The organism is Bacillus sp. NTK074B (genome assembly GCF_017303375.1).
In the GTDB taxonomy this organism is placed as follows: Bacteria; Bacillota; Bacilli; order Bacillales; family Bacillaceae_B; genus Rossellomorea.
The window spans coordinates 621,002-633,894 of the sequence record NZ_JAFKOH010000001.1; the positions used below are offsets into that span (position 1 = coordinate 621,002).

General features: G+C 42.6%; 12 protein-coding genes and 2 tRNA genes. All 14 read right to left on the minus strand.

Going from position 1 to position 12,893, the window contains the following annotated elements; translation table 11 throughout:
• Positions 1 to 66: 66 nt before the first annotated feature.
• On the minus strand, positions 67 to 1,338 hold the full coding sequence (clpX, locus tag JI667_RS03285; RefSeq protein ID WP_206850429.1) for an ATP-dependent protease ATP-binding subunit ClpX: 1,272 nt from the start codon (positions 1,336 to 1,338) through the stop codon (positions 67 to 69).
• 636 nt (positions 1,339 to 1,974) lie between these two features.
• Complete coding sequence (tig, locus tag JI667_RS03290; protein WP_206850430.1) at positions 1,975 to 3,261, minus strand: trigger factor; 1,287 nt, start codon at positions 3,259 to 3,261, stop codon at positions 1,975 to 1,977.
• Between the two features lie 161 nt (positions 3,262 to 3,422).
• On the minus strand, positions 3,423 to 4,421 hold the full coding sequence (locus tag JI667_RS03295; RefSeq protein WP_206850432.1) for a tetratricopeptide repeat protein: 999 nt from the start codon (positions 4,419 to 4,421) through the stop codon (positions 3,423 to 3,425).
• A 109-nt stretch (positions 4,422 to 4,530) separates the two neighbouring features.
• A tRNA-Arg gene (locus JI667_RS03300) sits at positions 4,531 to 4,607 on the minus strand.
• Between the two features lie 119 nt (positions 4,608 to 4,726).
• Positions 4,727 to 4,803, minus strand: a tRNA-Arg gene (locus tag JI667_RS03305).
• Between the two features lie 166 nt (positions 4,804 to 4,969).
• On the minus strand, positions 4,970 to 5,479 hold the full coding sequence (locus JI667_RS03310) for a metallophosphoesterase family protein (RefSeq protein ID WP_206850434.1): 510 nt from the start codon (positions 5,477 to 5,479) through the stop codon (positions 4,970 to 4,972).
• 12 nt (positions 5,480 to 5,491) lie between these two features.
• Positions 5,492 to 6,088, minus strand: coding sequence for an XTP/dITP diphosphatase (locus JI667_RS03315; protein ID WP_206850441.1), 597 nt, complete (start codon positions 6,086 to 6,088; stop codon positions 5,492 to 5,494).
• A gap of 14 nt (positions 6,089 to 6,102) precedes the next feature.
• Positions 6,103 to 6,840, minus strand: coding sequence for a ribonuclease PH (gene rph / locus JI667_RS03320; protein ID WP_206850442.1), 738 nt, complete (start codon positions 6,838 to 6,840; stop codon positions 6,103 to 6,105).
• 119 nt (positions 6,841 to 6,959) lie between these two features.
• A complete protein-coding gene (locus JI667_RS03325) occupies positions 6,960 to 8,036 on the minus strand; it encodes a GerMN domain-containing protein (RefSeq protein WP_206850443.1) in 1,077 nt (358 codons plus the stop codon).
• A gap of 293 nt (positions 8,037 to 8,329) precedes the next feature.
• On the minus strand, positions 8,330 to 9,130 hold the full coding sequence (gene racE / locus JI667_RS03330; RefSeq protein WP_206850444.1) for a glutamate racemase: 801 nt from the start codon (positions 9,128 to 9,130) through the stop codon (positions 8,330 to 8,332).
• 9 nt (positions 9,131 to 9,139) lie between these two features.
• A complete protein-coding gene (locus JI667_RS03335) occupies positions 9,140 to 9,601 on the minus strand; it encodes a MarR family winged helix-turn-helix transcriptional regulator (protein WP_206850543.1) in 462 nt (153 codons plus the stop codon).
• A gap of 263 nt (positions 9,602 to 9,864) precedes the next feature.
• Entirely contained in the window at positions 9,865 to 10,089 is a 225-nt protein-coding gene (locus JI667_RS03340) for a helix-turn-helix domain-containing protein (RefSeq protein WP_032087424.1), read from the minus strand.
• Between the two features lie 145 nt (positions 10,090 to 10,234).
• The gene (locus JI667_RS03345) at positions 10,235 to 10,705 is read right to left on the minus strand and encodes an acyl-CoA thioesterase (RefSeq protein WP_206850445.1); all 471 of its coding nucleotides are present in this window, start codon (positions 10,703 to 10,705) and stop codon (positions 10,235 to 10,237) included.
• A 376-nt stretch (positions 10,706 to 11,081) separates the two neighbouring features.
• Entirely contained in the window at positions 11,082 to 12,698 is a 1,617-nt protein-coding gene (locus JI667_RS03350) for a bifunctional metallophosphatase/5'-nucleotidase (protein WP_206850446.1), read from the minus strand.
• Positions 12,699 to 12,893: the final 195 nt, after the last annotated feature.

Here is a 12,893-nt window from a genome sequence, read left to right on the forward strand (position 1 = left end):
CTCTTAATTCTTCATCCGTAAAAAAAGCCAAGAATGACGAATCATTCTTGGCTCTGCACTAAGCTATTAAGCTGATGTCTTTTCTTCGTTTGGATCGATCACTGTTCCATCTTCAAGCATCAAATGTGGAACAGCATCTTCCAGAATTGTCTCTTTCGTAATGATACATTTTTTAATATCATCACGTGAAGGAAGATCGAACATCACATCCAGCATCATCGTTTCGATGATGGAACGTAACCCACGGGCACCTGTTTTACGCTCGATGGCTTTTTTAGAGATTTCAAGCAGGGCATCTTCAGTGAACTCAAGCTCGACATCATCTAATTCAAGCATTTTTTGGTATTGTTTCACCAATGCATTTTTCGGCTTTGTCAGGATTTCAACAAGCGCTTCTTCATCAAGAGGCTCCAGGCTTGAAATAACTGGTAGACGACCGATGAATTCAGGAATCAGTCCAAATTTCAACAGATCTTCAGGAACAACTTTAGAAAGAAGGGATTTATCTTCTTTTACTTCGGCATTCTTAGGATCAGAACCGAATCCGATGACCTTTTGGCCCAAACGGCGCTTGATGATCTGCTCGATGCCGTCGAATGCTCCACCACAGATGAACAGGACATTGGACGTGTCAATCTGGATGAATTCCTGGTGAGGATGCTTACGTCCGCCTTGTGGTGGAACGCTTGCTACCGTACCTTCAAGGATTTTCAAGAGGGCTTGTTGCACCCCTTCACCTGAAACATCTCTTGTGATCGACGGATTCTCGGATTTCCTTGCTACTTTATCGATTTCATCGATGTAGATAATTCCCTTTTCAGCTTTTTCTACATCGTAATCAGCTGCCTGAATCAATTTCAATAGAATATTCTCTACGTCTTCCCCAACGTAACCTGCTTCAGTTAATGAAGTGGCATCCGCAATGGCGAAAGGAACGTTAAGAATACGAGCCAATGTTTGGGCAAGGAGGGTTTTACCGCTACCAGTTGGTCCAATCATGGCAATGTTACTCTTAGAAAGTTCTACATCATCGACTTTACTGCTGGAGTTGATCCGTTTGTAGTGGTTATAAACCGCTACTGCGAGTGATTTCTTCGCCTGATCCTGACCGATTACGTATTCGTCCAGTATTTCACGGATCTCACGTGGTTTCGGTACGTCTTTGAATTCTACTTCTTCTTCCGTACCCAGCTCTTCTTCTACGATTTCGGTGCAAAGCTCGATGCACTCATCACAAATATACACACCTGGTCCAGCGACTAGTTTACGAACTTGGTCTTGTGTTTTTCCGCAAAAAGAACATTTTAATTGCCCTTTTTCATCATTAAATTTAAACAATGATTTTCACCCCTTCGTTAAAACTTCATAAAATCGTGCTCTGTTTCATCAAACGAACGATTCCTTGCATCCCTATTACCTAAAGTTATGTACTGCATTTTATCATATTATATGTTCGTAAAGAAATTGATACGATTCTTAAGAATCATCTTATTATGTAATACGCATTTTAGCAAATATTTTACTTTGCTAATGTCTAGCTTGTCCAATTGAAGTCAGGTAATGTAAGGAATCTTATTATGTATGTTCCTGGTGAATGTAATGCAACCCCGTCTAATAAGCTTTTTCCAAAAATAGTGGTTCTTATTCTTGTTAGATGGATAAAGTTTCTTATTCTTTAGAGTATAATATTTCCGACGTTAATGCCAATAAAAAAAATGGATGTAGCACATTCTTTTGCTAGGTCAGGAAATTGGCGGTCCGAGCTTAGCATGGTGGTGATTTTGGCTCATTTATGCCATTTAACTCAAAAGCGATTGAGCAAACGAGTTTGCTCTTTCGCTTTTGAGTTAAATGGCTACTTTTCAGCTTTGCTAAAAAAGCGTGTGAAACCCTCGTTTCACACCCATGAGCCAAAATAGGATGCTTCATTGTACAAAACAAGGCACGAAGATTCGCGCCTTGTTTTTATTTTAATTATGCTGCGGTTTTGCTGTTTTCTACAAGGAATTCTACTGCTTTACGAACTTTCAGGTCAGCTTTAAGCGTGTCAAGACCACCTAGAGCTTGTTTGATGTTGTCAGCAGACATGTTGTATTGTTCAGCCATTTTGTTTACTTCTTCTTCTGCTTCTTCGTCTGTCACTTCAAGGTTTTCTGCTGCTGCAATTGCTTCAAGTGTCAGGTTTGTGCGAACGCGTTTACCAGCGTCTTCTGTCATTTGACCGCGAAGATCTTCTTCTGTTTGACCAGAGAATTGGAAGTAAAGGTCAAGGTTCATCCCTTGCATTTGAAGGCGTTGTTCGAATTCCTGCATCATGCGGTCTACTTCAGCTGTAACCATAACTTCTGGAATTTCAACTTCAGCATTGTCAGAAGCTTTATTTACAAGCGTTTCACGAACTGCTGTTTCAGCTTCGTTCTTTTTAGACTCTTGAAGGCGTTTTTCGATTTTTTCTTTCAATTCAGCAAGCGTTTCAACTTCTTCATCAGCGTCTTTTGCGAACTCATCGTCAAGAGCAGGAAGTTCTTTCGCTTTAATTTCGTGAACTTTCACTTTGAATGTAGCAGGCTTACCAGCAAGCTCAGCTGCATGGTACTCTTCAGGGAAGTTTACTTCAACTTCTTTCTCTTCACCTGATGCCACCCCGATTAATTGCTCTTCAAAACCTGGGATGAATTGGCCAGAACCTAATTCAAGTGAATAATTCTCAGCTTGGCCACCTTCGAATGCTTCACCGTCAACGAATCCTTCGAAATCCATTGTGACTGTGTCGCCTTCTTCAGCTTTTCCATCTTCTTTAACTGCAAGCTCAGCTTGTTTTTCTTGAAGTGAAGTTAGTTCAGCTTCAACGTCTTCAGCTGTTACTTCTGTTTCCATTTTTTCTACTTCAAGGCCTTTGTATTCGCCTAATTTCACTTCTGGTTTCACTTGTACTTTCGCAGTGAAGATTAAGTCTTTACCTTTTTCCATTTGCTCAACATCGATTTCTGGACGGTCGATTGGATCGATTCCAGTTTCTTCGATTGCTTTCGCATACGCTTCAGGTAAGATGAAATCTAATGCATCTTGGTAAAGTGATTCTACACCAAAACGTTTTTCGAACATACCGCGTGGCATTTTCCCTTTACGGAATCCTGGTACATTTACTTGTTTTACAACTTTTTTGAACGCCGCGTCCAATCCTTCGTTTACTTTCGCAGCCTCTACTTCAATTGTAAGTACTCCTTGGTTTCCTTCTTGCTTTTCCCATTTTGCAGACATACTGTTCCCTCCAACAATCTATGATTGATCTTAATTTTTTTTACGCATAGTAGTAGATAGTCCCGTGTGAATCTAGCACTATCATCGTAAATATATGAAATACTTTTACATTACAACCATTACATTATAACATACAGCCACTGTCTTTCAACAGAGAGCGTTTAAATATTGGGAGAGGAAATTTCCTCTAGTTCCTTCACTTTGGACAGAATCCCTTTAGATTGTGTATTTTCCAGCTGCTCCTCCAATTCTTCCTCAAGGATCGTATCCGCGAACATCCCTGCTGTATAATAGGCATAAACCGCTGCGATTTCTTTTGGGCCCCCTTCAAGTGTAAAAGGGTAAAGAAGGAAGGCATGCCGTTTCACCAGTTCCAACGCGTGCTGAAATAGAGTAGGGTTCATTTGTGCCAGAAGATCATCAAGGGCCTCTGTAACACCTTTAAAGAACTCAGATTCGAATACATCTGCCAATCTTGACGGATACACCTTTTCTTCCTTATCAAACTTCACCACGACTACTTGTTTATCCATTCCGTGCTCTCTTAAAACGTTTAAAATCATCGTTTGTAAAAACGGATGGGCATCAGGGTCCCTTAAAACCCTTTCCAACTGCTTTCGGAACGGTTGAATATTCCGATGAACGAGCTGTGCCACAATCAGCGTCTGCTCCTCCAGGCTCTTTCCAGTAAGGATTTGTTCCTCTTCAGGCTCTTCTTTTTCAGGGACTGTCGCTTTCCCGCTCACTACTTTTTCACTGAACTGAAGAAGCTTCCTGAAATGGTCTTCCTTTTCAAATGGAACTTCTTTTTCATCAAAAAGGGCATTGATCGTATCGATCACTTCCCTATGCTGATGTAGCTGAATGAGAATCATTAAATACATATCGACGACCTCGAAGTAGTCACCGATCCCTTCAAGGAGCATCTCTTTACATATGGATCCCGCTTCGTCATATTGCTTGCTTTCATAGAGGGATAATACGAGTGCTGTATTGATATCCGGGTTTTCCGGTTCGATTTCATAAGCTTGTGAGAGGAGTTCCGACGCTTCATACACCTCCCCCTGCTCAAGTGCCAGCACCCCTTTTTCCAGCAGCCGATCCTTCAATCCTGGAAACTGTACAATCTTTCCTTTTTCTTCTTGGTTTCCCTTATTCATAAAACGTACCTGCCTATACTGTTTAGTTGCCTTTAGTTTAGCATGATATCTATTGGATAACAAAAAAAGCCTACCTTCTCATAAGGTAAGCTTTGGTATGTAGGATTGATGGCGTCCCAGAAGAGATTCGAACTCCCGACCTACAGTTTAGGAAACTGTTGCTCTATCCTGCTGAGCTACTGGGACAAGATTGAACTGATATATGCTATCATGTATCGGATAAAAAAAGGGATACCCTCACAGTAACTGTGTCAGTATCCTTTGTTTGTCAAAACCCTGATGTCCAAGGTGGTATGTAATAGATATGGCGTCCCAGGAGAGATTCGAACTCCCGACCGACGCCTTAGAAGGGCGTTGCTCTATCCAGCTGAGCTACTGGGACGTGTGTTTTTCGTTATTTGTTTTTCAAGGACAATATTTATTATATTCACATAGCATCAATAAGTCAACGGTTTTTCATAAAAAGTTTTATTTTATTTTTCAAATCTTACTTATTGATGGTGAATAATAGATAAGAACCCGCCCTATACGGGTTCTCACACTATGTTTTACACTTTAAAAATTTGAGTCAATTCATCCAACACCACATGATCATGGGTCAGGAAAGTTACTTTTATTCCTTGCTCTTGGGTCTCCACCAGCGCGTAGGTACGCTCACTTCTCCCCCGTGGCAACAATATACTGCCAGGGTTTAAAAATAAGATGCCATTATTCAATTCTGCCCCGAGCGTATGGGAATGCCCAAAGAACACACATTGTGCCCCGACTTCTTCTGCCCGGTAACGGAGCTTCATCAATGACATTTTAATTCCATAGTGATGCCCGTGGGTCACCATGATGGAGTGACCTTCTATTTCCTCTACCAGATCATCCGGAAAACGAGCATCCATATCACAGTTCCCCCGAACGATAAGATATGATGATAATGCTGGATCATCGGCACTTAACTCGGAGTCACCACAGTGGATCATGGCATCGACGGCTGACTGATATTTCTCTGACAGCTCTACCAACTCTTCTTTTGATCCATGACTATCACTTACAACTAATAATCTCACGCAGCTCACCCTTTAAACTAAGTCTGAAATGATATTTCTTAGCTTTTCTAACGCATGACCTCGATGACTGATCCGGCTTTTTTCTTCTTGTGTTAACTCTGCCATGGTTTTATCGAGGGATGGAACGAAGAAAATGGGATCATAGCCGAAGCCGTTCGTCCCCCTTTTCTCGCGTAAAATCATTCCTTCACACGTCCCTGTCACCGTTTTCGTTTCCATGTCAGGACCTGCAATGGCGAGTACACAGTAAAAACGGGCCGTACGGTCGGACTCATCCACAGATTCCAATTCACCTAATACTTTCTCCATATTCGCTTCGTCGCTTTTTTCTTCACCGGCATACCGGGCAGAATAGACGCCTGGACGACCTTCAATGGCGTCGATGGAGAGTCCTGAATCATCGGCAATCACCAATGCTCCCAATTCCTCCGCTACAGTTTCTGCTTTCAATATCGCATTTTCCTCAAATGTTACGCCTGTTTCTTCTACATCATCAATATGGGGTAGGTCTAGTAATGTTTGTACCTCATATCCGTATGGCGCAAACATATGTTGAAATTCCTTTGCTTTCCCTTTGTTCTTCGTCGCTATGATCACACGTTTTGTCATCGGTTTCTCATCCTTTATTGAAATCTCGTTACTATTTCGCCTAATGATTGCTTCTGGATTTCGAATAGTTCTTGAATTCCATCTTGACCAAGCTTCAGTAATTGTTGTAATTGATCCATTGTAAAGGTGGCTTCTTCACCCGTTCCCTGAAGCTCAACAAATTCACCTTCGCCAGTCATGATGATGTTCATATCCACCAATGCACTGCTGTCTTCAACATAATTAAGGTCAAGAACCGCCCCATTATCTTCTAAGATGCCGACACTTGTGGCTGCAAGGAAGCTTTTCAACGGGAATTTAGAGATTTTTTTATTATCCTGAAGCTTTGCAAGGGCCAGTGCCATAGCTACAAAAGCGCCAGTAATGGATGCAGTTCTTGTTCCCCCATCCGCCTGGATGACATCGCAATCGATCCAGATCGTACGTTCTCCCAGCGCATCCAGATCCACCACTGCTCTCAGGGCTCGTCCAATCAGTCGTTGAATTTCCATCGTTCTTCCGGAAATTTTCCCCTTGGACGATTCACGGATATTCCTTGTATCAGTCGCTCTAGGAAGCATGGAATATTCTGCAGTGATCCATCCTTTCCCGCTATTTCTCATAAAAGGAGGGACTCTCTCTTCAATACTGGCATTACAAATGACTTTCGTTTCTCCTACCGTTATCAAAACTGAACCTTCCGGGTGCTTAACGAAATCTGTTTGAATGTCGATCGAACGCAATTGATCTTTTTCTCTGCCATCTGTTCTCATCTAATTTCCTCCTGTCAATTCATATATTATGTATAATATTCTAATCAAAAATAGAAGAGGCGGCAATCTGCCAACCTCTTTTCAAGTGATTCTATAATAGTATATCAAAAAATCGCTATTTAAAAACTAATTGCGTTGACATTTTCCGGTCTTGTCACTGGCTCAGTGACCTTTTCACCGTCTTTCGCCACCTTGGTTGCTTCACCGTTAACCAATACGGAGACGCCCTTAATGCCTTTCTGTTCGGTCAGCGAAAGAACAAGGGAATTCAGCATGTGCTCAGAGACGATTTTTTCTTCCAGGCTGCCGTAGACTGCTTCGTTAAAGTTCAGCGTAACCGTCCCATCCTCAAGCTTCGGATCATCCAATAGCTTCGCACCGGTAAAGTCACTTGCAAGAGAAGAGGAATATCCAGGTCCGTCAATCAACTCATTCACCACTGCCTTCACTTCATCTGCCGATTTTGAGCTGACGCGTTTTGTGACAGGGACATAATAGGTGTTGTCATCGGACTGCGCTACATAGTAAACCGTCAACGGCTTTGTGCTTGTCGGATCCACGACACCTGAGGTATCTACATTGATCCCTACTTTTCTCGTTAATCCCTTTTCATCGATCGGCGTACCATTTACCGGCATTTCCGTTAAAGGATACCCGTTTACACGAAGCTCGACTTTTTCAACCGAATCGAACTGAGTCAATGTCCATGTGACGGATTGAAGGATCTTTTGCTCATCTTCAGGCTGATAGTTATTAAATTCCGGAGAAAAGTCGGCAATCGCCTTACCGTCTTTAATATCCACCGTTACCTGCGTATCTGCCGGCAATACCGCCCTGAATCCATTTGGCAGGATGTTTTCTACCGGACCATTCTTCACGAGATATTCGAGTGCTTGTTTGGCCACGCTTTCCTGTCCGGGAAGAGGGATGGACTGGGAGACGACATAGCCGTTTTTATCGATTAAATAAAGCTCTGTCATGACGGTTTCAGCATTTGTTTCTTCCTTACTCACCTTTTTCTCTGAATCCTCACTTTTGGCTGTATCGACTTTCTCCCCTTCTTTCAAATAGGATAAGTCTTGAGGAGGATCGATTTTCTCCTTGTCGTCACCGAAACTGAGTAATCCACAACCTGAAAGATATACAGATGAAGCTAAAACCGTTATTGCTATTGACACCTTCGCTTTTTTTGCCATTGGGAAACCTCCTGAAAGACAGTTTGTACTAACATATATACGAGCCCCGTCCAAAAAATAGACCGAAACTTTTTCAAAATAAGTACAAACAAAAGCGGAGGCGGCTCGCACAGAGGCGACAAGCATAAGACGGGAAGACCGGAAAGGCGCCTTTTGCCTTTTTGGTCTTCCCGCCTTATGACCTCGAGCCTCTAGCCGCCGGAGCTGGACGACACAAAAGCGGAGGCGGCACCCAATCCCTTTCTCTCACTTTCAAACACCCCAAACAAAAAAAGCCACCCAATCACAAGACTCTACCCTTGTAATCGGATGGTTTCTGCTTTTACTTCCCCGATCGTCAGCCAATCGGAAGCAATCGTTGAAAATATCGCTGATGATCCTGTATTAAAAAATCGATGTTCTGGGTGCTGGACACCCCTGTACAGGAGGTTATAATAATCTAGAATCGTACTGACTTCCCGGGCCGTTTCGTCCCCTGAGCTGATTACACTGACATCGGGACCCATATATGCCTGTATCTTAGATTGTAATAGCGGATAATGGGTGCATCCCAAGATCAGCGTATCAATCCCGGAATTTCTAAGAGGTTGAAGGGTCTCCCCTACAATATCACTCGCCATGGAGCTGTCATATTCCCCACTTTCCACTAAAGGAACAAATTTAGGACATGCAAGTGGCGTGACGTCCAGGTTTCCGTGAAGGGAAAGAAGGGCTTTTACATAGGCGCCGCTATTGATCGTTCCCACCGTTCCAAGAACACCGATCTTCTTATTATAAGTATGCTTGATGGCAGCCCTCGCCCCCGGGTGGATGACACCGATCACAGGTATATCCAGGTGGGTCTGGATTTCATCCAGAACTACCGCCGTTGCTGTATTACAGGCAATGATCAGCATTTTAATGTCGTACTCCATAAGGTATTGAGTCATTTCCCACGTAAACGTCTTTACTTCTTGTGCTGATCTGGGTCCATATGGACAGCGAGCTGTGTCGCCGAGATAATAGATGGTCTCTTTCGGCAGCTGACGCATCACTTCTCTCGCGACGGTCAGGCCTCCCACCCCAGAATCAATGATGCCGATTGGTTGAATCACATTATTCCCTCACTCTGGTTTAATTTCTTGATGTAGTTTGGCTAAATTATCTTTTAATAATAGCACTTCCTTCTCAGAAAAGTCCGTTAAGACACTCTGAAGATAATTCTGCCTTTTATTGATCACTTCTTCAATAATTCTTTCGCCCTCTTTTAACATATGAATACGGACGACCCGTCGGTCATTCTCATCTTTAACACGTTCCACTAACTGGTTTTTTTCCATCCGGTCCACCAGGTCCGTCGTGGTGCTGCATGCGAGGTACATCTTATTCGATAGATCTCCTATCGTCATGTCCCCATATTCGAATAACCACTGCAACGCAACAAACTGTGGGGGTGTGATGGTATACTGACTTAAGATCTCTCTACCTTTTTGCTTGATGATCGACGATATGTATCGAAGGTCTTTCTCAATATCTGCAACTACTTGTAAATCTCCAATGGATTGGTCTTCTTTAGAATTCGTCATCATTTCTCTCCTTTTACATTCAGAAACCGGACAATTACTCCTTATGAAAAACGGGAACGCGTCAACCTTCCTGTTTTAGCTTCTCTATCGATTATGGGACAAGTTCATATGACCCTTACTAGCATTTTCGCCTTTTTCGGGGGAAAATTCAAGACAAGTTAGCAGGGAACAGAACTAAAAGAGACTGACTCTCATTCAAACATTAATAGGAATCATGTTTAGAAACCCGTTAATTGTTCTGCATCAGAATCAGTCCCTTACATTTAAAGCTTGAGTTCCCCCATGCGAAGAAGCTCTACAACAGCTTGAGATCGCCCCTTCACTCCAAGCTTTTGCATGGCGTTGGAAATATGATTTCGAACTGTCTTTTCGCTAATAAATAGATCACTAGCAATTTCTTTAGTTGTTTTGTCTTGAACTAACAGTTCGAATACTTCTTTTTCTCTTTTGGTGAGCAACGGTTTGTGTGTAAAATCATTGTCCTTCAATTATGGTAACCCTCCTTGCCTTCGCCAGCTTTAAACCGCGGGGATGGGTATTGTCGGTCGTCAGAATATCATATGTGAAGGTAGGGTTTAGAGTGACATAGAGAAGGAAGTTAAATGAAAAATAGGCAGCGGTTTCTTTTCCTTTCTAAACAGGGTTTGAGACAACCTTATCGCCATGCAGCTTAGCCTTCATCTCTTCCGTCCAAGGGACACCTTTTCCAGTTTGCTTGGATATTTGCACCATGGTTCCTCTACCAGTAAAGCAAATCTCATCTTCTTCATTCAGACCCATATAGTGAATATCCACTGAAGAATGACCAACACGATTTGCCTTCACATAGATCCTCAGCGTTTCGTCGAAGAATACTTGTTTTACAAAATCACATTGTAAATCTGCAACTACCGGAATGGTATCATTTTCGGGTTTAACCCAATTCTGCATAAATCCAATGTGTTTTAAATACTCAATCCTGGCTTCCTCGAAGTACGTGAAGGGCACCGTATTGTTCATATGCCCGAACATATCCGTCTCAGAAAACCGGACCTTTATATGGATGGAAAATGAAAATTCTTTTTGCCATGTTTCTATATCTTCAATGTATGTAAAATGTTTCAAATTGGCTCCTCCTTTTAGTAAACGAATTGGAAATGAAAAATGAATGATGATTCATTTTATTATACCCTTTTTCTGAAAAATATGAAACCTATAATCTAACCCTTAAACGAGGAACCAGTAATCTCAAGATAAGAGGAGATTTTCCGGTTAAGAGATGAAGAATAGAGCTTTGTTCTGGATATAAGCGGAGTTATTCCGATTAAGTAAAGTAAAATTAACGATTTTCACGTTTTTCGTGTAAATAGGCGGAATCTTTCCGTCTATTTAAGATATTTTCAGTTCTATTTGATCAATTAAGAGGAATTCCTCCGCTTATTGATCAAACTGGCTTTAGCCTCTATTAAACATGTACAAATAAAATTCTACTGTTCCCTTCTTATTCTATTCGGTTCACGATCCTTCCCTCCACTTCCGGGGAAACGGGGGAATGCCTGAAGAGATATTCACTCAACACCTCATATAGATTGAGGTGTAGCTCGGATATCCTGCCGTTTTCCTTCGCTTTTTTCAATACGGTATAACCATCCCCTCCACCTGCAAGGAATGCATTAACGGCCACCCGGTACATCTTGGAACGGTCAAGAGTAGCCCCTTGTATTTCCACGTCCGTTATTCTGTCACCTATAGGCTTAGAGGGATCAAACCGATATGTCATGCCCGATACTTGGAGGAACTGACCTGCTTCCCCGTCCAGATCCGCAACACTATGTTCCAATGCAAGAAGGATCTCCTCCCCCGTCATGTTCAATGTGACAAGGGTATTCCCAAAGGGCAACACTTCCAACACTTCCCCCATGGTAATGTTCCCTGCACTGATGGAACTCCTGATGCCGCCCCCGTTCTGAAATGCAATATCAGTCGGGGCATATTGATTTGCTTTTTCCAGCATGGCATCTGTTATGAGATTGCCTAGATTGGTCTCTTTTGTCCGAACGTCCCGACGATTTCCATTCAATGAAATGTTGGTTGAACCGACCTCCATGCCCTTTACCTTTTCAATGGGCTTGCGCAATTCCTCCAATCTCTTTTCTGCCCCAGGATCAGGAGGATACACGTCTTTCCCTTTTTGATCTTTGGCCAACACATCCAGCAGCTCACCATCCCACTCAGTCAATACCCCTCTTCCGGAGAACACAGCCGTTAACTTGCCAAGTGACTTCCCATACTCATCCGCCTGTACAATCAGTGTGGGTTCTGATTTTAAATTGTACACAAGCGGGGTTTCTAATCTTGTATGAGAATGTCCGCCGACTATAATATCGATTCCTTTCACCTTTTGAGCAAGAACTTTGTCTTGCCGCACCCCTAAATGAGACAGCAGGACGATGTGATTTACACCCATTGCCTGCAGTTTTGCAACCTCTTCAATCGCTTTCTTTTCGGCGTCCTGAAAGACTATCTTCTTATCCGGAGCAGAAAGGAAAGCCGTATCTTCGGTTGTGAGTCCGATGATGCCGATCTTGATCCCCTTTACTGTTTGAATGATAGAAGGATAAATCTTACCATTTTCCGCCTGTTCCGGAATTCCACTTTTCATGAAAGGGGCAAGATTAGGATCAAGCCGTACATCCACATTACTGCTCACCACTGGAAAGGAAAGTTTCCTAATAAAGTTTGCCAGCACCTCACTTCCCTTATCGAATTCATGATTTCCAAGCGTCATGGCGTCATAGCCAATTTCATTCATGAATTCTGCATCCGCCTGTCCCAGATATTCATTAAAAAACAACGTCCCCGAAAACACATCCCCCGCGTCCAACAGAAGGGCATCCCCATCCTTTTTACGTTCTTCTTTAATCGCAGTGTGCAAATACGGAACGTTTTCCAAATGGGAATGAACATCATTCGTATACAGGATCGTCAAATGTAAAGATCCCACCTTCTCATTTGCCTCTGCTTTTTCCAAATCATTGACGGGCAGCGTAAACAATAAAATCACTAATATAAAAGAAGTCCATTTCACCTTCAACACTCCAGTTTCTTCTAGATCCATATATGTGTCTACTATGTACAAAAGCCGATTTTTTATGAAACTGACTTTGTAAACATTGTTCTTTATGATGAGAGTGCTGGTTGATTTCCACTGCTGGTGCTCGCTTTCCGCGGGGCTGGCGGGAAAGTACGAAAAGCGCAGGCGGCTTGACCAGCCCCGACAAGCATAAGATGAATGGGCTAAGAAGGCGTTTTT

Excerpts from the sequence above, each read along its gene's own strand:
- tig (WP_206850430.1), bottom strand. The coding sequence starts at position 3,261 with ATGTCTGCAAAATGGGAAAAGCAAGAAGGAAACCAAGGAGTACTTACA.
- JI667_RS03295 (WP_206850432.1), bottom strand. The coding sequence starts at position 4,421 with ATGAATAAGGGAAACCAAGAAGAAAAAGGAAAGATTGTACAGTTTCCA.
- JI667_RS03315 (WP_206850441.1), bottom strand. The coding sequence starts at position 6,088 with ATGACAAAACGTGTGATCATAGCGACGAAGAACAAAGGGAAAGCAAAG.
- rph (WP_206850442.1), bottom strand. The coding sequence starts at position 6,840 with ATGAGAACAGATGGCAGAGAAAAAGATCAATTGCGTTCGATCGACATT.
- JI667_RS03325 (WP_206850443.1), bottom strand. The coding sequence starts at position 8,036 with ATGGCAAAAAAAGCGAAGGTGTCAATAGCAATAACGGTTTTAGCTTCA.
- JI667_RS03335 (WP_206850543.1), bottom strand. The coding sequence starts at position 9,601 with ATGACGAATTCTAAAGAAGACCAATCCATTGGAGATTTACAAGTAGTT.
- JI667_RS03350 (WP_206850446.1), bottom strand. The coding sequence starts at position 12,698 with ATGGATCTAGAAGAAACTGGAGTGTTGAAGGTGAAATGGACTTCTTTT.